The following is a 19,159-nucleotide window of genomic DNA, read 5'->3' on the forward strand; positions in this document are numbered from 1 at the left end:
GTCGGACGGAACGGCCGGACGCCGCGGGGGCGTCGCCGGAGGGTTCGCCGACCCGTGCGGTGGACGTCGGGCCGGCGGATTGCTTCATACCGCAATGCTTGCACAGTGCAGTGATTTCGGTCGCGGTGAGCGACAAGAATCACACCGTGGGTGGTCTGCGGATTTCTGTCCACTCGATCACGCCACCGGTGGTACCCGGCGGCATCGGCCCCTCCGGTGGGCTAGTGTGCTGGTCGGGCGTGCCGGGAAGTCTGGTCGGCGAGGTTGTCCCCTGCCCACACACCGCCGTCCAGGAGCGTTCCGTGCGTGCCAGAGATTTCGCGATGTCCCTGCCCACCGTCGGCACCCAGACACCCGCGCTCGACGCGATGCGGCTGTTGGCCGCCCACAACCTGCCGGGGCTGATCGTGGTCGACGACTCCGGCCGACCGGTGACCGTGATGCCCGGCACCCAGGTCCTGCGGTTGGTCATCCCGCGTTACTGCCAGGACGATCCGACGCTCGCCCGGATGATCGACGAACCCTCGGCCGACCTGTTCCTGGCCGGGGTGCGCGGACGCACCGTCGCCGACCTGCTCCCGCGCGAGCACCACGATCTGCCGGTGGTCGACCCGGACGCGACGGTGCTGGAGATCGCCGCGGTGATGGCCGGCTCGCGCAGCCCGCTGGTGGCCATCGCCCCCGCGGGCGGGCCGATGATCGGCGCCATCACCCTGGACGCGCTGCTCGACCGGATGCTGTCCGCGTGAGCGGCGTCGCATGGGCCGCCGTCGCGGTCTTCACCATCGCCTACCTGCTCATCGCCACCGAGAAGGTGCACCGCGTAGCCGCCGCGCTCGGCGGCGCGGCCGTGATGTTCCTCATCGGCGCGACCGACACGGAGCACGCGTTCTTCTCCGAAGAGTCCGGCATCGACTGGTCGGTCATCTTCCTGCTGGTGGGGATGATGCTCATCGTCTCCGTGCTGCGGCGCACCGGCGCGTTCGAGTACGTCGCGGTCTGGGCGTCCAAGCGCGCCCGCGGCCGGCCGTTCCGGGTGATGGTGATCCTCGTGCTGTTCACCGCCGTCGCCTCGGCCGCGCTGGACAACGTCACCACCGTGCTCCTGGTGGCGCCCGTGACCTTCCTGGTCTGCGAACGGCTCGCGGTGCCGGTCGCGCCGTACCTGATCGCCGAGGCGATGGCGTCGAACATCGGCGGGACCGCGACCCTGGTCGGCGACCCGCCCAACATCATCATCGCCAGCCGCGGCGGGCTGTCCTACAACGACTTCCTCATCCACCTCGCCCCGTTCGTCCTGCTGGTGCTCGTGGTCTTCCTCGGCCTCTGCCGGGTGCTGTTCCGCAGCGCCTTCCGCTACGACCCGGAACGCGCCGCCCAGATCGCCACGCTGCGCGAGTCCGACGCGATCCGCGACCGGCGGCTGCTGGTGCTCGGCATGGCCGTGCTCGCGGCGGTCACCGCGGCGTTCGTGCTGCACACGACGCTGCACCTGGAGCCGGCGGTGGTCGCGCTGATCGGTGGCCTGCTGCTGCTGGCGCTGTCCCGGCTCGATGCCGGCGAGGTCGCCCGGGACGTCGAGTGGCCGACCCTGGTCTTCTTCGCGGGGCTGTTCATCATGGTCGGCGCCCTCGTCGCGACCGGTGTGGTCGACCGGATCTCCCGGGCCGCCGTCGACGCGACGGCCGACCGGATGCTGCCGGCCACCATGGTCCTGCTCTGGGGGTCCGCGGTGCTGTCGGCCATCGTCGACAACATCCCGTACGTCGCCACCATCAGCCCGGTCGTCGCCGAACTGGTGAGCGCCGAACACGGCACGAGCCAGCCGCACGTGCTGTGGTGGGCCCTCGCCCTCGGCGCCGACCTGGGCGGCAACGCCACCGCGGTCGGGGCCTCCGCCAACGTGGTCGTGCTCGGCCTGGCCGAACGCGCCGGCCAGCGGATCACGTTCTGGCAGTTCACCCGCTACGGACTGATCGTCACCGTGATCACGGTCGGCCTCGCCATGCCGTACCTGTGGTTGCGCTACTTCGTGCTGGCCTGAGCCGGTGCCGGCCGCCGGCGCGGCGGCCGACAGTCGGTTGAGAGGCGGCCGGCTCCGAGCCGGCGGCCGGCCCGCGGCGGCTACCCGCGGGGATCCTCCCCGCGGGGGTCGGCCGGGTCGTGCGGGCGGGGCGCCGGGTCCGGTTCGCCGGGATCCGCGCCGAGATCCGCGCGGTCCGGCCCGCCGAGGTCGACCCCCTCGGTCGGCTCGACCCGCCGCACCGACCCCGCGTCGGCCGGCCCCGGCCCGTCCGGCGGCTCGATCACCGGCCCGGCCGACACCCGGACGGGCCGCCGGATCCGGTGCACCATCCCGGCCCAGTGCGGCACGTCCCGGGCCTCGTCGAACGCGCGGGCCACGACGATGTCGGTGGAGGAGTGCAGCAGGATCGACAGCACGATGGTCAGCGCGACCAGGTGGAAGACGGTGTCCCCGTCGGCGATCCCCGCGTCGAGCACCAGCAGCCCGTACACCACCGAGGCGAAGCCCTTGGGGCCGAACCACATGGCGGCGGCCTGCTCCCGCAGGCTCAGCCCGGAGCGCAGGAACGAGATCCAGAGCGCGACCGGCCGCGCCACCACCAGGGCCGCGAACGCGAACACCCAGCCGGACCAGCTGATGTCGCCGAGGAACCGCACCGAGATCAGCGCGCCGAAGACCAGCAGGGCGGCCAGCTTGAGCAGCTCGGCGACGTTCTCGCCGAAGTGTTCGAACGCCTCCCGCTCCCGCGGCCCGAAGGTGGCCACGGTGATCCCGGCGCTGAACGCGGCCAGGAACAGGTTGCCGTGCAGGGCCTTGCCGAGGGCGAGCACCAGCAGCCCGATCGCGACGCCGTTCAGCGACGCGTACGCGGCCGACGCGGCGAACATCCGGGTGCGCTCCAGGGTGATCGCCGCCAGCGGCACCAGCACGCCGATCGCCAGGCCGATCGCCAGCTCGGCCCCGAGTTCGCCCAGGTGCAGGTCGGCCGAGCCGGCGGCCACGGCCAGCAGCACCACCACGAACGGCAGCGCCAGGCCGTCGTTGACCCCGGACTCGACGTTGAGCAGGTGCCGCAGCCGGGCCGGCACCTTGTCGTTGCCGACCAGCGCGGCCGCGAACACCGGGTCGGTGGGGGCCAGCACGGCGCCGATCAGCAACGCCGTCGGCCAGCCCAGCCCGGCGATGTAGTGCGCGAGCACGGCGGTCACCAGCAGGGTCAGCGGCAGGCCCCAGCCCAGCGCGCGGCCGGGCAGCCGCCAGGCCGCGCGCAGGTCGGCCCAGCCGACCCGCATGCCGTCGGTGAACAGCACCGCGAACAACGCCAGCTCCGCCAACTGGGCCACGATCGGCGAGTCCGCGTGCAGGTGCAGGACGCCCGTGGTGTCCTCGCCCAACACGAACCCGGCGACCAGGAACAGCGCCGCGGTGGACAGGATCGTCCGGTGCGCGAGCGCGGACACGAGCACGGCCAGCAGCAGCACGGCGGCAAAGGCCAGCAGCACGGAAGCCTCCCGGAGGCAGGGGCGGTCGGGGTGCCGACCAGACTTCCCGGCTCGCCGAAGATCCGGATCAGCCTACCCGGGACCCCGACAAACCGGAGTGCCCGGGGCATCGGCGACGGGCGCCGGCGCCCCTCACAGCAGCGCGCTGTAGTCGCTGATGGTGACCGGGTCCTGGGTCAACGAGCCGTTGCCGCGCGGCACGCCCAGCGGCCGGCCGCGGCGCTGGAAGGCGACGGTGGCGATGTCCTCGCGCTTGGTCAGCGTGCAGACGAGTTGCGCGAAGGCGAGCACCTCGTCGCTGCGCCCGGCGCCGTCGCCGGCCCCGCCCACCTCGACGGTGGCCCGCTGCCCCACCAACTGCACGCCGGTCACGGTCAGCGTGCCCGGCAGGGCGCTGGTCAGGCCCGAGGCCCGTTCCCGGGGACCGGGCGCGGCCAGCAGGTGATCGAGCTGGTCCTGCACCGAGGGCGCCACGTCCACCCGGCGGGTCACCGGCACCACCCGGTCGTCCCGGATCAGGTACAGCACCTCGGGAAACCGGCCGGGCGCCGCGTCCGCCGAGGCGCTGGCGCCGGTCACCGGCGCGGGGAACGCGCCGGGCGGCGGATCGGCCGCCCGGGGCGCCTTGTCCACCGGTACGCCGCACCCGGCGAGCGTGCCCAGGGCCAGCAGCAGCGCACCGGCGCGGCTGCGCCGCCCGGGCCGGGTCACCGGGTCACCCCCGCGAACCGCACCCGGAACCGGGCTCCCCCGCCGGGCCGGTCGGTGACCTCCGCGGCGCCGTCGTGCGCCGCCGCGTGCTCGGCCACCAGCGCGAGCCCCAGACCCGTACCCTCCGCCCCGGCGCGGGCGTGCGCGATCCGGCCGCGCACGAAGCGGTCGAAGATGATGCCGCGGTCCTCCTCCGGAACGCCCGGCCCCTCGTCGTCGACCTCGATCGTTCCCCAGCCGTCGTGCCGGAGGATCCGCACGCGGGTCGGGCCGCCGCCGTAGCGGACGGCGTTGTCGAGCAGGTTGGCCAGCACCTGCTCGGTCCGGCGCCGGTCGACGCACCAGAGCGCGCCGACCGCGGGCACCACGGACACCACCGTGTCCGGCACGCCGCGCCCCCGGCAGATCCCCCGGGCCAGCTCCGCGACGTCGACCGGTTCGCGCCGGGCCGGCCGGTCGGTCCGGGCGAGTTCGATCAGGTCGTCGACGAGTCGCTGGAAGCGGGCGAGTTCGTCGGTGACCAGCGTGACCGCGGTGGCGGTCCGTTCGTCGAGACCGGCCCGCCGGCTGTGCAGCACGCTCGCGGCCGCGGCGAGGGTCTGCAACGGTGACCGCAGTTCGTGGCTGACGTCGGCGGCGAACCGGCGGTCCCGCTCAAGACGCTGGGCGAGCTGGTCCACCATGCGGTTGAACGAGGTCGACAGCCGGGTCAGGTCCGGGTCGCTGTCCGGCCCGAGGCGGATGGTGAAGTCCCCGGTGGAGATCTTCTCCGCGGCGTCCGCGACCGCGGTCAGCGGCCGCAGGGCGTGCCGGGTGACGTACCAGCCGAGCGCCGCTCCGGTGCCGCTCACCATGATCGCCACGGCGGTGAGCGCGAGGGCCAGCGCCTGGAACGCCTGCTCCAGTTCCCGCAGCGAGGTGACCTCGTAGAGGCTGCTGCCGTTGGCCAGCGGCAGGCCGACCAGCAGGGCCGGCTCGCCGTCCACCCGGACCCGCTGGACGGCGGGCTGTTCCCGCTCGACCATCCGGCGCAGCTCGGCGGGAATGGCGGCGGTGATCCCCTCGTCGGCGCCGCGGCCGTACCAGGCGTCGTCGCGGCGTACCACCGCCCGCCGGTCGCCGCCGGTGTCCAGCGACCGGAGCAGTTCCACCAGGTCCGGATTCTCGGTGGCCAGGCCGACGCGGACGACACCGGCGTCGAAGGCGGCGGCGCGTACGGCGTTGCGTTCCCGCCCCTCCAGCAACGAGCGGCGGATCAGCTCGTACGACACCAGCGCCATCGAGGCCGCGAGCAGCAGCGCGCCCACGGTGAATCCCGCGGTGACCCGGGCGCGGACCCCGAGCCGTCTCATGACTGGAGCTTGTAGCCCAGGCCACGCAGGGTGACCAGGTGCCGCGGGTTCGCCGGGTCCGGTTCGATCTTCTGGCGCAGCCGTCCGACGTGCACGTCCACCAGGCGCTCGTCGCCGAACTGGTGGCCCCACACGCGCTGCAGCAGCTGCGGCCGGGACAACACCCGGCCGGCGTGCTCGGCCAGCTCGCACAGCAGCCGGAACTCGGTGCGGGTCACCGCCACCGGCTCGCCCGCCAGCCGTACCTCGCCGGCCTCCGGGCTGATCTGCAACCGGCCGAAGGTCAGTACCGGGATGGCGGCGGGGGCGGCCCGAGCCCGGCGGCGCAGCGCCCTGAGCCGGGCGGACAGCTCCCGGGTGGCCACCGGCTTCACCACGTAGTCGTCGGCGCCCGCCTCCAGCGCGGCCACCACGTCGTTGGTGTCGTCCCGGGCGCTGACGACCACGATCGGTACGTCGTCGTCGCGGCGCAGCTCGCGAATGCACTCCAAACCGTCGATACCCGGCAACATCAGATCGACCAGGACATAATCCGCCGGTTCGCGACGCTGCTCGCGCAGCCCCTCCTCGGCGGTGGCCGCGCCCCGGGCGGGGTAGCCCTCCTCCTCAAGGGCGAGGAGCAGGGCCAACCGGATGCGGTCGTCGTCCTCGATCACCAGTACGCCGGTCATGTCGGCATCCTTCCCGCGGGCGGTTCCGGGTCCCAGAGCAGGGTGCGGCGGACGAGGGAATTGTCACGCAACCGTCACACCACCGCGCACCGGTTGCCAACCGGACGCTGCACGGTGGAGGGCCCAAACCGGACCTGTGGCGGAAGGATCGCCGATGACCTCCTCCGATACCGAGTCCCCCGTGCCGCTGGGCGAGGTGTGCGTCCGCGCGGCGCTGGACCCGACCAGTGTGACCGGGGCCGACGCGGTGCTGGAATCCGTCATCCCGCTGAACCCGGGCCGGCCGGTGGCCGGCCCGCCGGCACGTCCGCCCGCGGGCGCCGTGGCCCCCGTACCCGATCCGGGTGCCCGGCGGTGACCGGCCTCGGGCTGCTCGCCGGCATCCTCACCGGCACCGCCATCGGCGTGGTCGGGTGGTTGCTGACGCCGCACCGGCGCGACGTACCGCCCTGGCTGGTGATGGTGGCCGGGGTGGTGGGCGCGCAGGCGGGGGCGATCGCGACCCAACTGCTCGGGCTCGGCACCGACGGCCTCGGCGTGGTCGAGGCCATCGCGCAGGCCGCCGTGGCGACCCTCGGGGTCGTGGTGGTGGCCGGTACGGCGGGCCGGGTCCGCAGCGCGGCTCCGGTGCCGGCGGCGGTCCCGGCGCAGGACTCGCGGACGCGGCGCTGGCGCGCCCGCCAGCAGGGGAACGCCGGAGTAGGAGGGGACGCGGCGTGACGGTGGTTCCGGATGCCGAGCTGATGACGCTGGTCTGCGATCACTGTGGGGCCTCGGTCACCACCTCGGCGCGGGCCCTGCCCGACGCCGAGGTGGTCTGGACGCTCGTGCTCGACCAGGGCTGGACCGGGTCGGCCTTCGCCACCGGCCCGCACCACTGCCCCCGTTGCGACTGGCTGGACGGCCAGGACGGGCCGACCGGCGGCGGCCGGTCCGGCCGGCGCGCGACACCGGCCGGGACCCGCCGGTCCGGGTCCGGCGGCGCGAACGGCAACGGCGCCGGGTCGACGCCCGCCGGCCACGAGCGCTCCGGCCGCAACGACCTGCACCGGGCGCTCGCCGCGGCGCAGACCGTCGGCCGGTACGTCGTGGTCGACCTGGCCACGGTGCGCACCATCGACCCCGACGATCTCAGCCTGCTGGTGCGGGCCCGACAGGACGCCCGCAGCCGCGGTGACGTGCTCTGCCTGGCGGCGCCGTCGCGCTTCGTGCGATGCGCGCTGCACACCATGCGGCTGGACGCCGCCTTCCCGATCTTCGACAGCCGGGTCCAGGCGCTGCGCACCCTGCCGGCCGCCCGGACCGACGCGGACACGGCCGGCGTCCCGGTGCCGCAGCACGAAGAGGCCCACGTTCCCGCCGAGCCGACCGGGCACGGCCCGGCCACCGATTCCTGAGACCGACCCCCGCCACCACCCCGGCCGTCGGCGGTCACCGCGCGGCCACAACCTGCCGAGAGAGGTCACACCATGGTGATGCCCATGCCCGAACCGGAGGAGCCGTCGGCCGGGCCGTACCCCGCGAACGGCGCCGACCCGTTCGGCTTCCACCCCTTCGGCTCCGACCCGGGCGAGACCGATACGCCCGGCGCCACGCCGGCCGAGGAGGATCTGCACCTCGCGGCGCTGGTGACCCAGCGACTGCGTACCGACTGGGAAACCTCCCGGCAGCCGATCGCCGTCACGGCCCAGAACCGGGTGGTCATCCTCACCGGCGCGGTGACCGACAGCGAGGTGCGCCGAGTGGCCGGCGAACTCGCCTGGGGCGTACCGGGGGTGCACGACGTGTGCAACGCGCTGTTCCCGCGCCCGCACCAGCGCGGCCGGTGACGCCGGTGGCGCCGGGCCGCCGCGGGCCGTCGAGGTAGCACCGCCCGGGTCTTGCCGCACCGCCCGGGTCTCCCCGCACCGCCGTCGCCGCCGTGGTCGCCGCGTGCGACCGTGTAGCCCGGGCGGCGACGGCGGGAGGACGGGCGATGACGGGGGATCATCCGGCGGTACGGCTGTGCGCGGCCCTGGTGACCGGCGCCCTGGTGGCGCCGCTGCCGGGCGTCGCCTCCGGTCGGGCGGCGGCCGCCGCCGCGGCACGCGCCGCCGCGGCCGAGCGGGTGTGCCAGGTCCGCGACTCCCGGCTGAACGAGATCTCCGGGATGGTCGCCACCGAGCACGGTTTCGTGGTGGTGAACGACAGCGCCGACGACGAGCCCCGGCGGCGCATCTTCTTCCTCGACGACGCCTGCGCGGTCACCCGGACGGTGCGCTACCCGTCCCGACCCCGGGACACCGAGGATCTCGGGATCGGTGCGGACGGCACGATCTGGGTGGCGGACACCGGCGACAACAACCGGTCGCGGCAGACCGTGGCGGTGTGGACCCTGGCGCCCGGCGGCAACCGCCCGGTGCTGCACCGGATGACGTACCCGGACGGGGCGCACGACGCCGAGGCGCTGCTGCTGACCGCGGACGGTCCGCTGATCGTGACGAAGCAGCCCGGTCCGGCCGGCCTGTACGCCCCGGCCGCGCCGCTGGTGGCCGGCGGCACAGTGCCGCTGGCGAAGCTGGGCGAGGTGAGCCTGCCCGACACCACCACCAGCAACCCGTACTCCATCTTCGGGCGGTCGCTGGTGACCGGCGGCGCGACCGCGCCGGACGGCCGGCGGGTGGTGCTGCGGACCTACGCGGACGCGTTCGAGTTCGATGTCGTCGACGGGGACGTGGTCGCGGCGCTGACCGGCGGGAAGCCCCGCATCGTCCCGCTGCCCGACGAGCCGCAGGGCGAGTCGATCAGCTACAGCCGGGACGGCCGGTGGCTGTTGACCGTCTCGGAGACCGCGGACCAGCCGCCGGGCACCCGGCCCACGATCCTGCGCTACCCGGCGCCGTCGCCCGCCGGCGCCGGCACGACCGCACCGGCCACGGCCGGCGCCGGCCCGCCCACCGCCGCGGCGTCCGGCCCGGCCGGCGCGTCCGACCCGGCCGCGGGCGGCTCCCCGGCCGCCCGGCGGGGCTGGGCCGGGCCGGCCACCCCGGTGCTGGTGGCCGGTGCCGCGATCGCCCTGGCCGGGATCGCCCTGCTCGCGGTGGGGCTCGTCCTGTCCATCCGGTCCCGCCGGCGTGACCGGGCGTGACCGGGGTGCCGCCGGGCGTGACCGGGGTGCCGCCGCGCTCGGACACCGGCGACCGATCCCGCGGCGCGCCCCGGCACGGCCGGTGAGCAGGGATTAGGCTGCGTTCCGGACATTCCACCTCCGGATTGGCGGACGTTGCGATGAGGCCGGACACCAGCCCCACGGCCCGGGCACTGCTGGCCCTGGACCTGCTCCAGAGCAACCCGGGCATCACCGCCGAACGGCTCGCCGACAAGCTCGGCGTGTCGGACCGGGCCGCCCGGCGGTACGTCGGCATCCTGCGCGAGGCAGGCATCCCGATCGACTCGCTCCGCGGCCCCTTCGGCGGCTACCGGATCGGCCGCGGGCTGCGGCTGCCGCCGCTGACCTTCAGCGCCACCGAGGCGCTCGGCCTGGTGATGGCCGTGCTGGACGGCCACCACCCGGCCAGCGACCCGACCGACCCGGTCGGCAGCGCGCTCGGAAAGCTGGTGCGGGCCCTGCCGGAGCCGGTGGCCGCGCAGGCCGAGGCGGTCCGCCGGGTCACGGCGCCCGCGCCGGACCGCGGCGCCGCCCGGCCGGACCCGGACACCACCGCCGCGCTCGTCCAGGCCTGCGCGGAGCGCCGGACGGTACGACTGGAGTGCACGTCCGGGTCCGGATCGCACTGGCAGGCCGAGGTCGACCCGTGGGCGGTGGTGGTCCGTCACGGCCGGTGGTACCTGCTGTGCTGGTCACACGGCGTGGACGCCAGGCGGACGTACCGGATCGACCGGATCCGGTCGGTGGCGGCGCTGGCCGGCACGTTCACCCCGCCGGCCGGGCTGGATCCGGTCGCCACGCTGGAGGAGCATCTCGCGATCGGCTGGGAGTACGAGGTGGAGGTGCTGATCGACGCCCCGGTCGAGGCGGTCGCGCCCTGCCTGCCCCGGGCGCTCGGCCGGCTCGAGTCGCTGGCCGACGGGACCAGCCGGCTGGTGGGCAGCACCGGCCACCCGGACTGGTACGTCGAGCAGCTCGCTGCGCTGCGCCCGCCGTACCGGATCGTGCGCAGCCCGGCGGTCCGGGACGCCGCGCGGGAGCTGGGTCACCGGTTCCTGGCCGCAGCGCGGGCCGCGGACGACTGACCGGCGCCCTCGCCGGCCGGCGGGGTCCGGATTCCAGGAAGTGTCAGCCATATCCGCGGATCGATGTCATCTGGCTGTCCAATATGGAATAATCGAGTCTCGGATCCACGCACCACCGAAGGCCCTCGCCGGAACCGCGGAGACGGCTGTCGCCTCCGCCCCAGACGGAGGTCGTCGCATGCCGTTTCCGTCCACCCGTCCGACCCGGGCCGCGGCGCGGATCGTCGCCTGGCTCTTCCGCGCTCCACCCCGGCAGCCCGACGCGGCGGACCGACCGGCCGCCCGGACGGCGACCGGGGCCGACACCGGGTTCACCATCCGGGTGCAGTGGCGCCGCGGTGGCCAGCACGTGCACCAGTTCCACGGCTTCTTCCGGGAGATCGGCCGCGCCTGGCGAGCCCGTACCCGGCTGATCCGATTCCTCGACGCGGGTCCGAACCGACCCTCGGACGCCTACGTGGTCGCGGTCTCCCGGCGGGAGTTCGACTGGCATCACCCCCGGACCCGGTGCCGGCTGACCGACTGCGCCGCGATCGACGTGGCGGACCACCCGGATCCGTCCGGACCGGGCACGCCGGCCGGTGGCGCGGCGCGGCACCGGCCGGTGGCATCCGGCCGGTCCGGTCGACCCGCCCGGTAGCCCTCCCCCGGCCCGGCCCACCACCGGTGCGACCGCACCCGGCGGCACGCCGTCGACCCAGACTGATAGATGCGCGGCGATCCCTTGACAACCGTGATGTTATCGATAACCTCGGAACGTCGGATGTATCCGGCGTCGTTGCGGGATGACCGGGCCATCCCGCAACGACTGTAAAGCTCACGGCACCAGGCAAGCGCATGGCGCGCCTCGGGACGCCGCAATGTTATCGCTCACCTGACTGGCGCCTCACCGCCGATCCGACCCCGCCGGACAGCCCGGGGGTTCGTGGTCCGGATCGGCGGTGTGTGGACGGCCGCGCGGCCCGGAGGGGACACCGGGCCGCGCGGTTTTTTGGTGGGGTGTGGGGTGGGTCAGGTGGTGCAGGTGACGGTGGGCCAGGTCCAGTTGCCGTTGTGTTGGATGGTGACGCCCCAGGTGTTGCCGTTGCCGTTGGGTTTGGCGATGAGGACCTGGCTGCTGGGCCAGGTGGCGGTGATGTTCCAGGTGGCGATGATTTTTGCGGGGGTGGGGACGGTCATGGTGACGGTCCAGGTGGTGGATCCGGTGACGGTGATGCTGAGGTTGTAGCGGTCGTTCCAGATGGATCCTGCGGAGATGGTGGCGGTGCAGTTTCCGGTGGGTGGGTTGGTGGTGGGTGGTGCGGTGGTGGGTGCGGCCGTGGTGGGTGCGGCGGTGGTGGGCGGCGGCGTGCTGCCACCGCCGTTGAGGCCGAGGAAGGCGATGGCGTAGCCCACCATCCCGCTCAGCGGCAGCGAGTGGCCCTGCCCCGCGACGCTGATGCCCTCGACCGGCGGCTGCGTACCGGAGTTGCCGTACCGGGTGCGGGTCCAGCCGGACTGCGGATAGTCGGTCGAGACCGGCGTCTGGCCGACCTGGTTGAGGTTGGTCCACTGCTTGATCTCTTCGCCGAAGTTGTTGTAGTTCAGGGTGCCGTCGGCGGTGCCGTGCCAGAGCTGCATCCGGGGGTACCCGCCGGAGTAGCCGGGATACATCCCGCGGGCGGCGTCGCCCCACTGCTGGGCGGTCTTGCTCACCTGCCCGTTGGCGCACTGGCTGTTCCAGGTGTTGCTGGCGCTGCCGGTGGCGAAGCAGGTCGCCGGGACGCCCATGAACGCCGAGCCGGCCCGGAAGACGTCCGGATACTCGGCGGCCATCACGTTCGTCATCATCGCCCCGGAGGAGACGCCGCTGACGTAGATGCGGTTGGCGTCCACGTTGTACCGCTGGCGGGTGTAGCTGACCATGGACATGATGCTGACCGGGTCGCTGCCGCCGTTGCGGCTCAGCGCCTGCGGCGAGTACACGTCGAAGCAGTTGCCGCTGCGGGTGGCCTCGGGGAAGACGATGATGTACCCGTACTGGTCGGCCGCGGTGACGTAGTCGTGGAAGTACCCGCCGTACAGCGCGGAGGCGCTGCCCTGGCAGTAGTGGATCGCCACCAGCAGCGCCGGCTGCGGGGCCACGTTGTTCGGCACGTAGATGTACATGTTCAGGTTGCCGGGGTTGGTGCCGAAGTTCGTCACCTGGGTGAGCGAGGCGGCCGCGGCCGGTCCGGCCACGAGCAGGACGCCCGCGGCGACCACGGGTAGCACCGTGGCCAGCAAGAGGGACATGAAGCGCCGTTTCACCATACGACGTGCTCCTTCCTCGGTGCGGCGGAGCCGGAACGGCCCCGAAAGGTTTTCGCAGTATTGAGCCCGAAAATTTCGGCATCAATAGATGACCGCAAGATCCTCGATGAGCGGTGCGCTCGACACGGCGAACGGCGAGACACCCTCCGCTCGCCGTCTGTCACCGGAAAGGGCCACCGAGCCGCCAAGATCAAGAGCTGGTGTTACGGGAGTTTGTCCAAGTGAGACGCCTTTGGCGTCGAAATCTTTCGGAAAGTGTTGCCGGTCACCGACCGGCATGCCACGATGCGGACCATCTACTTCCGTCCATGCCCGCCACGCCGCAGGCCGGTGAACGGACGCCACGGCGCCCACCACCGACCGGCCGGGCGACCCGGTGCCGCGCCGCCCGAGCCGCCCAGAAAGGAGCACGATGTGATCACACCGTCCGCCCCGCCCCGCCGCGCCACGAAGGTGCCCCGCTGGGTCCGCGGTGTCCTGGCCGCGGGGGCTGCCAGCACGCTCGCCCTCGGCGCCGTCGCGGTGGTGAGTTCCAGCGCCAGCGCCGCGGCGAGCACCCTGGGCGCCGCCGCCGCCCAGTCCGGCCGGTACTTCGGCACGGCGATCAGCGCGGGCAAGCTCAACGACTCGGCGTACACCACCCTCGCGGCCCGCGAGTTCAACATGGTCACCGCCGAGAACGAGATGAAGATCGACGCGACCGAGCCGAGCCAGAACCAGTTCAACTTCGGCCCCGGCGACCAGGTGTACAACTGGGCGGTCAGCCACGGCATGCAGGTACGCGGGCACACCCTGGCCTGGCACTCCCAGCAGCCGGGCTGGATGCAGTCGCTCAGCGGCACCGCGCTGCGGAACGCGATGATCAACCACATCCAGAAGGTGATGGCCCACTACCAGGGCAAGCTGGCCTACTGGGACGTGGTGAACGAGGCGTTCAACGAGGACGGCAGCCGCCGGCAGTCCAACCTCCAGGCCACCGGCAACGACTGGATCGAGGTGGCGTTCCGTACGGCGCGGGCGGCCGACTCGTCGGTCAAGCTCTGCTACAACGACTACAACATCGACAACTGGAGCTACGCCAAGACGCAGGGCGTCTACAACATGGTGCGGGACTTCAAGTCCCGGGGCGTGCCGATCGACTGCGTCGGACTCCAGGCCCACTTCACCGGCGGCAGTTCGGTGCCGAGCAACTTCCAGACCACCATCTCCAGCTTCGCCGCGCTGGGCGTCGACGTCGCGCTCACCGAGGTGGACGTCACCAACGCCTCGACCAGCCAGTACAGCGCGTTGACCCAGGCGTGCGTGAACGTGGCCCGGTGCGTCGGGATCACCGTCTGGGGTGTCCGGGACAGCGACTCGTGGCGCTCCGGGGAGAGCCCGCTGCTCTTCGACGGCAGCGGCAACAAGAAGGCGGCCTACAACTCGGTCCTCAACGTGCTCAACTCGGTCGGTGGCAGCACGCCGCCGCCCACCACCGCCGCACCCACCACGGCAGCACCCACCACCAACCCACCCACCGGAAACTGCACCGCCACCATCTCCGCAGGATCCATCTGGAACGACCGCTACAACCTCAGCATCACCGTCACCGGATCCACCACCTGGACCGTCACCATGACCGTCCCCACCCCCGCAAAAATCATCGCCACCTGGAACATCACCGCCACCTGGCCCAGCAGCCAGGTCCTCATCGCCAAACCCAACGGCAACGGCAACACCTGGGGCGTCACCATCCAACACAACGGCAACTGGACCTGGCCCACCGTCACCTGCACCACCTGACCCACCCCACACCCCACCAAAAAACCGCGCGGCCCGGTGTCCCCTCCGGGCCGCGCGGCCGTCCACACACCGGTTGGCCCGGAAGCCGGGGCACCGGTCCGGCAACGAACATTGCCCGGAGGATGCGTACGGATGACGGCCCGCTTTCCGGATCTTCGAACCGACGGGTGGGGTCCCGAATATCGATCTTGCATTGCACCGGGCCGTCCGACCCGGCCCGTGCCCGCAGCCGGCCCGGAGCACCGGCCCCACCATTCGGGACGGTCCCGTGACCGGTGTCCCGGCCGGCGGTCCGCCCCGGATCGGGGCAGGCCCGGACCGGCGGAGGGGTCCCGTCGGCGGGTCCGGTCACCGGGTCGCGGGCACCGCGTACCGGACCGTCGGGAAACGGCCGGGCGCCATTCCGCGAACCGCGCGGTGCCTCGCGCCGAAATGCCACAAGCGTCGTTCGGGTAACGTTTACTGTCGCAATTGACCCGAGCGGACCGCGGTACGCCCGAACAATTCCACAGCGGAATCCGTCTACGGATTCCGCCGTCCGGCCGACGCCTCCGCTTCCGTCCGCGGCCGCCGGACGCGCCGGGCCGGGACGCCGGCGGCCGCCCGCGCCGCCCCACCGGCCACGCCGATTTCCCAGTGTCCACCGGGCCTTCCGGCCCCGCCCACCGGCCGGCTCGCGAATTCGCAGCGTAGTCCTATGTGGATGTTGCTTGGACGAGCCATCGATGCCTACGCTGCGACGGTCGGGATGTGATCGCGCGGAACGTCGCACGACACATCGGTAGCGGGGGATGGATTAACTCCATGCGGCGGTTTTGGCTTATCTGGTCGGGCCACCTCGTCACGCTCGTCGGCAACTCCGTTCTGCGCTTCGCTTTCGTGGTGCAGGCATGGGTTTCCGGACAACGCGCCGCCCCGGTCGTCCTGCTCTCGCTCTGCGCGCTGCTCCCCAGGTGCTGTTGAGCCCGACCGCGGGGGCGATCGTGGACCGCTGCCCGAAACGGACGGCGCTGCGCCTCGCCGATCTCGGCGGGCTGCTCACGGTGGGCGCGCTGTCCGCCGTCTACTTCTCCGGCCAGCTGCGACTCTGGCTGATCTACATCGCGGTGGCGCTGCTCGGCTCCGCCGCCGCCTTCCAGTACCCGGCCCTGTCCTCGGCGATTCCGCTGCTGGTCGAGAAGGACCGGTTGCAGCGGGCGAACGGACTCGTCGGCACGGCCAGAAGCGTCGCGGACATCTGCGGACCCGCCCTCGCCGGGGTGCTGATCGCCACCTCGGGCCTGCGCGCGGTGCTGATCGCCGACCTGGCCAGCTTCGCCGTCGCGCTGCTGTCCGTGCAACTGGTACGCCTCACCGAGGCGCCCCGGGACGACACCACCGGCCGCCGCCGGCTGGCCGCCGACTCCGTGGAAGGGCTGCGCTACCTGTTCGCCCGGCCCAGCCTGCGCGGCCTGACGCTCGTCATCTTCGTGGTGAACCTGGTCATGGTCTTCGGCTACACCATCGTGCAGCCGATGATCCTGGCCCGCACCGGAAACGACACCTCCGCGCTGGCCAGCGTCATGACCAGCATCGGCGTCGGCGGCATCACCGGCGGCCTGCTGCTGGGCGCCTGGGGCGGACCGCGGTCGCGGGTCCGCGGGATGATGCTGGGAATCATCGGCATGTGCCTGAGCTCGCAGGTCCTGATGGCCTCCGTGCGCGGCGTCGCCGCCTGGTGCGCGGCCATCCTGGTCGGGGCGCTGCTCATGCCCGTCGTCAACGGCACCCTCCAGGCGATCATCCAGACGAAGGTTCCGCCGGACCGGCTGGGCCGGGTATTCGGCGCCGTGATGTTCGTGTCCCAGATCTCCGCCCCGGTGGCCATCGCGACCTCCGGGCTGCTGGCCGACCATGTCTTCGAGCCGCAGGCCGCCGCCGGCACCGGGCTGGTCGGGCTGCTCCGGCCGCTCGTGGGGCACGGCCACGGCAGCGGCATGGCCGCCATGCTGCTGCTGGCCGGGCTGTGCGGGACCGCCGTCGCGGTCTGGGGGCTGACCAACCGGACGGTACGCGACATCGACGAGCTGATCCCCGACCTGGACAGCGCCGCCGCGACACCGGCGACGGGAAGGGTCCGGACGTGACGGCGGCCGGGTCCTGCGTCCACGAACTGTTCGAGACGCAGGCCGCGCGGCGGCCCGAGGCCACCGCGCTGGTGTGCGGCCGCCGGCGGGTGAGCTACCGCGAACTCGACGCCCGCGCCGACCGGCTGGCCCGGCGGCTGGCGACCGTCGGCGTCGGGCGCGGCCGGCTCGTCGGGGTGCATCTGGAGCGCGGGATCGACCTCGTGGTCGCGGTCCTGGCCACCCTCAAGGCCGGCGCCGGCTACCTGGTGCTCGATCCGGGCTTTCCGCGGGACCGGCTGCGCGAGCTGGCGACCGACGCCGGGGTCGCGGTCGTGGTCACCGGCACCGGACCCGCCGCCGGACGGCTCGGGCTGCCGGTCCGTACCGTGTCGGTGGCCGACGCCGCGGCGCCGGCGGGCGCCGACGACGCCGGGGCGGTCTCCGCGGACGCCGGGGCGGCGGTCGCGGCGCACCCGGACGCGGTGCCGGCGGACGGTGCCGGTGCCGGCCGGCCGGTGCCGCGCGGCGCCGGTGCCGTCGGCCCGGCGGACGTGGCCTGCGTGATGTTCACCTCCGGCTCCACCGGCCGGGCCAAGGGGGTGGCCGCGCCGCACCGGGCCATCGTCGGCACCCTGGTCGGGCAGCGCTATCTCCCGTTCGGCCCGGACCTCGTGTGGTTGCAGTGCGCGCCGGTCTCCTGGGACGCGTTCGCGCTGGAACTGTGGGGCGCCCTGCTGTTCGGCGGGACCTGCGTGCTGTACCCGCAGCCGCGGCCGGACCCGACCGTCCTGGCCGAGCTGATCGCCCGGCACGGCGTGACCACGATGTACCTGTCCGGCAGCCTCTTCAACGTGCTGGTGGACGTGCACCCGACGGCGCTCGCCGGGCTGCGGGACCTCGTGGTGGGCGGCGAGGCGCTGTCGCCGCCGCACGTCGCGCGGGCGCTCGACCGCTTCCCCCGGCTGCGTCTGCGCAACGGCTACGGCCCGGTGGAGGCGATGATCTTCGCGACCAGCCACCCGGTGACCCGCGCCGACGCGGACCGGCCGAGCGTGCCCATCGGCCGGCCGCTGGCCGGCAAGGACGTCCACGTGCTCGACCGCCGGCTGCGGGTGGTGCCGGCGGGCGAGGTCGGCGAGCTGTACGTGCGCGGGGTGGGGCTGGCGCACGGCTACCTGCACCGGCCCGGCCTGACGGCACAACGGTTCGTCGCCGACCCGCTCGGATCGCCGGGCGAACGCATGTACCGGACCGGTGACCTGGTCCGCCGGGGTGCCGACGGGACGCTGGAGTTCGTGGGGCGGGCGGACGCGCAGGTCAAGATCCGCGGCTTCCGGGTCGAGCCGGCCGAGGTCGAGGCGGCGCTGGCCCGGCATCCCGGCATCGACCGGGCCGCGGTGGTGGTCGGGTCCGACCGCGACGGCGAGCGGCGGCTGACCGCGTACGTCGTCCCGGCCCGCGGGTGCCCCCTGGACACCGCCGAGGTGCACGCCCACGCCGCGGCCACGCTGCCCGAGTTCATGGTGCCGGCGGGCTTCGTCGTCCTCGACGCCCTGCCGCTGACCCCGGCCGGCAAGCTGGACCGGGCGGCGCTGCCCGCGCCCGAACCTCCGGCGCCGGCCCGCACCGACCCGACCGAGCCGACCGGCACGGCGGCCGAGCGGGCGCTGTCCGCGCTCTTCGCCGAGGTGCTCGACCTGCCCGCGGTCGGCGTGCGGGACAGCTTCTTCGACCTGGGCGGCGACTCGCTGCGGGTGGTCCGGCTGGTCAGCCGGATGCGCTCCGAGCTGGGCGTCGAGGTCGGGGTGCGGGCGGTGTTCGAGACACCGACGGTGGCCGGGCTGGCCCGGTTCGTCGGGACAGCGGAGCCGGCCACGGCCCCGCCGCCGGTCGCGGAGCCGCCCGTACCGGCGCCGGCCGCGGTGCCGCCGCCCGTTTCGGCACCGTCCCCGGCGGCACCGTCCCCGGCGGACCCGGACCCGGCTGACCCGTCTCCGGGCCGGGAGCCCGAGCGCCGGCCGCTGTCCTACGCACAGCGGCGGCTGTGGTTTCTCGACCAGATGGACGCGGGCGTCGCGTACAACATGCCGATCCTGATCCGGCTGGACGGCGAGGTCGACGTCGAGGCGCTGCGGGCGGCGGTCGCGGACGTGGTGCACCGGCACGAGGCGCTGCGGACCGTGTTCCCGGCGCACGACGGCGAACCGGAGCAGCGGGTGGTGCCGGCGGAGCTGGCCCGCCCGCGGATCGACACGGTACCGGTGTCCGGCGAGGACGAGCTGCGGGAGCAGGTGGACCGGGCCGCCCGGCACCGCTTCGCGCTGGCCGTCGAGCCACCGCTGCGGGCTCTGCTGCTCACCGGTCCGGCAGCCACGGCGGGGACCCCCTCCCCCGCCGGGCCGCCGGCCCGGGCGCTGCTGCTGGTGCTGCACCAGATCGCCGCCGACGGCTGGTCGCTGGCGCCGCTGCTGCGGGACGTCTC

At 73.6% G+C, this 19,159-nt stretch carries 16 protein-coding genes and 2 pseudogenes; 12 read left to right on the top strand and 6 right to left on the bottom strand.

The features are described from left to right. Nucleotides 1-302: 302 nt before the first annotated feature. Together CIK06_RS15850 and CIK06_RS15855 are read left to right on the top strand one after the other, a co-directional pair. Nucleotides 303-749, top strand: coding sequence for a CBS domain-containing protein (locus tag CIK06_RS15850; protein WP_095565474.1), 447 nt, complete (start codon nucleotides 303-305; stop codon nucleotides 747-749). Further along, on the top strand, nucleotides 746-2,044 hold the full coding sequence (locus CIK06_RS15855; protein WP_095565475.1) for an SLC13 family permease: 1,299 nt from the start codon (nucleotides 746-748) through the stop codon (nucleotides 2,042-2,044). Before CIK06_RS15850 ends, CIK06_RS15855 begins: the two co-directional genes overlap by 4 nt. Nucleotides 2,045-2,375: 331 nt before the next feature. Here CIK06_RS15855 and CIK06_RS15860 read toward each other — a convergent pair. The 4 genes and pseudogenes from CIK06_RS15860 to CIK06_RS15875 form a co-directional block, all read right to left on the bottom strand. Then, a pseudogene (locus CIK06_RS15860) lies at nucleotides 2,376-3,528 on the bottom strand (cation:proton antiporter); the annotation flags it as partial. Nucleotides 3,529-3,660: 132 nt separating this feature from the next. Continuing rightward, the gene (locus tag CIK06_RS15865; protein WP_095565476.1) at nucleotides 3,661-4,239 is read right to left on the bottom strand and encodes a GerMN domain-containing protein; all 579 of its coding nucleotides are present in this window, start codon (nucleotides 4,237-4,239) and stop codon (nucleotides 3,661-3,663) included. After that, nucleotides 4,236-5,591, bottom strand: a complete 1,356-nt coding sequence (locus CIK06_RS15870; RefSeq protein WP_095565477.1) for a cell wall metabolism sensor histidine kinase WalK — start codon at nucleotides 5,589-5,591, stop codon at nucleotides 4,236-4,238. The genes CIK06_RS15865 and CIK06_RS15870 overlap by 4 nt, the downstream gene beginning before the upstream one ends. Next, on the bottom strand, nucleotides 5,588-6,262 hold the full coding sequence (locus CIK06_RS15875) for a response regulator transcription factor (protein WP_095565478.1): 675 nt from the start codon (nucleotides 6,260-6,262) through the stop codon (nucleotides 5,588-5,590). Before CIK06_RS15875 ends, CIK06_RS15870 begins: the two co-directional genes overlap by 4 nt. A gap of 154 nt (nucleotides 6,263-6,416) precedes the next feature. On the opposite strand from CIK06_RS15875, the gene CIK06_RS15880 reads away from it, so the two are divergent. The 7 genes from CIK06_RS15880 (at nucleotide 6,417) to CIK06_RS15910 (ending at nucleotide 11,135) form a co-directional block, all read left to right on the top strand. Next, nucleotides 6,417-6,620 carry a hypothetical protein gene (locus CIK06_RS15880; protein ID WP_095565479.1) on the top strand — a complete coding sequence of 68 codons (204 nt, stop codon included), beginning with the start codon at nucleotides 6,417-6,419 and terminating at the stop codon, nucleotides 6,618-6,620. Then, a complete protein-coding gene (locus CIK06_RS15885) occupies nucleotides 6,617-6,982 on the top strand; it encodes a hypothetical protein (protein ID WP_095565480.1) in 366 nt (121 codons plus the stop codon). The genes CIK06_RS15880 and CIK06_RS15885 overlap by 4 nt, the downstream gene beginning before the upstream one ends. Beyond that, a complete protein-coding gene (locus CIK06_RS15890; protein ID WP_232533658.1) occupies nucleotides 6,979-7,659 on the top strand; it encodes an STAS domain-containing protein in 681 nt (226 codons plus the stop codon). The genes CIK06_RS15885 and CIK06_RS15890 overlap by 4 nt, the downstream gene beginning before the upstream one ends. A gap of 72 nt (nucleotides 7,660-7,731) precedes the next feature. Next, nucleotides 7,732-8,091 (top strand): BON domain-containing protein, encoded by a 360-nt coding sequence (locus CIK06_RS15895; RefSeq protein ID WP_369915975.1) that lies wholly within the window; start codon nucleotides 7,732-7,734, stop codon nucleotides 8,089-8,091. 146 nt (nucleotides 8,092-8,237) lie between these two features. After that, nucleotides 8,238-9,389 carry a hypothetical protein gene (locus tag CIK06_RS15900; protein WP_198347882.1) on the top strand — a complete coding sequence of 384 codons (1,152 nt, stop codon included), beginning with the start codon at nucleotides 8,238-8,240 and terminating at the stop codon, nucleotides 9,387-9,389. Nucleotides 9,390-9,529: 140 nt separating this feature from the next. Continuing rightward, nucleotides 9,530-10,495, top strand: a complete 966-nt coding sequence (locus CIK06_RS15905) for a YafY family protein (protein WP_095565481.1) — start codon at nucleotides 9,530-9,532, stop codon at nucleotides 10,493-10,495. A 178-nt stretch (nucleotides 10,496-10,673) separates the two neighbouring features. Continuing rightward, the gene (locus CIK06_RS15910) at nucleotides 10,674-11,135 is read left to right on the top strand and encodes a hypothetical protein (protein ID WP_095565482.1); all 462 of its coding nucleotides are present in this window, start codon (nucleotides 10,674-10,676) and stop codon (nucleotides 11,133-11,135) included. A gap of 371 nt (nucleotides 11,136-11,506) precedes the next feature. On the opposite strand, the gene CIK06_RS31900 is transcribed toward CIK06_RS15910, so the two are convergent. Together CIK06_RS31900 and CIK06_RS29440 are read right to left on the bottom strand one after the other, a co-directional pair. Next, on the bottom strand, nucleotides 11,507-12,769 hold the full coding sequence (locus tag CIK06_RS31900) for a PHB depolymerase family esterase (RefSeq protein ID WP_095567883.1): 1,263 nt from the start codon (nucleotides 12,767-12,769) through the stop codon (nucleotides 11,507-11,509). Nucleotides 12,770-12,868: 99 nt separating this feature from the next. Continuing rightward, entirely contained in the window at nucleotides 12,869-13,066 is a 198-nt protein-coding gene (locus CIK06_RS29440; RefSeq protein ID WP_157756788.1) for a hypothetical protein, read from the bottom strand. 135 nt (nucleotides 13,067-13,201) lie between these two features. Between CIK06_RS29440 and CIK06_RS15920 the strand changes: the two genes are divergently transcribed. The 3 genes and pseudogenes from CIK06_RS15920 to CIK06_RS15930 form a co-directional block, all read left to right on the top strand. Continuing rightward, nucleotides 13,202-14,569 carry an endo-1,4-beta-xylanase gene (locus tag CIK06_RS15920; RefSeq protein WP_369915977.1) on the top strand — a complete coding sequence of 456 codons (1,368 nt, stop codon included), beginning with the start codon at nucleotides 13,202-13,204 and terminating at the stop codon, nucleotides 14,567-14,569. A gap of 959 nt (nucleotides 14,570-15,528) precedes the next feature. Beyond that, nucleotides 15,529-16,695, top strand: coding sequence for an MFS transporter (locus CIK06_RS15925; RefSeq protein ID WP_157756789.1), 1,167 nt, complete (start codon nucleotides 15,529-15,531; stop codon nucleotides 16,693-16,695). 89 nt (nucleotides 16,696-16,784) lie between these two features. Next, nucleotides 16,785-19,136: pseudogene (locus tag CIK06_RS15930) on the top strand (amino acid adenylation domain-containing protein); the annotation flags it as partial. Nucleotides 19,137-19,159: the final 23 nt, after the last annotated feature.

It is taken from the genome of Plantactinospora sp. KBS50 (genome assembly GCF_002285795.1).
Classification (GTDB): Bacteria; Actinomycetota; Actinomycetes; order Mycobacteriales; family Micromonosporaceae; genus KBS50.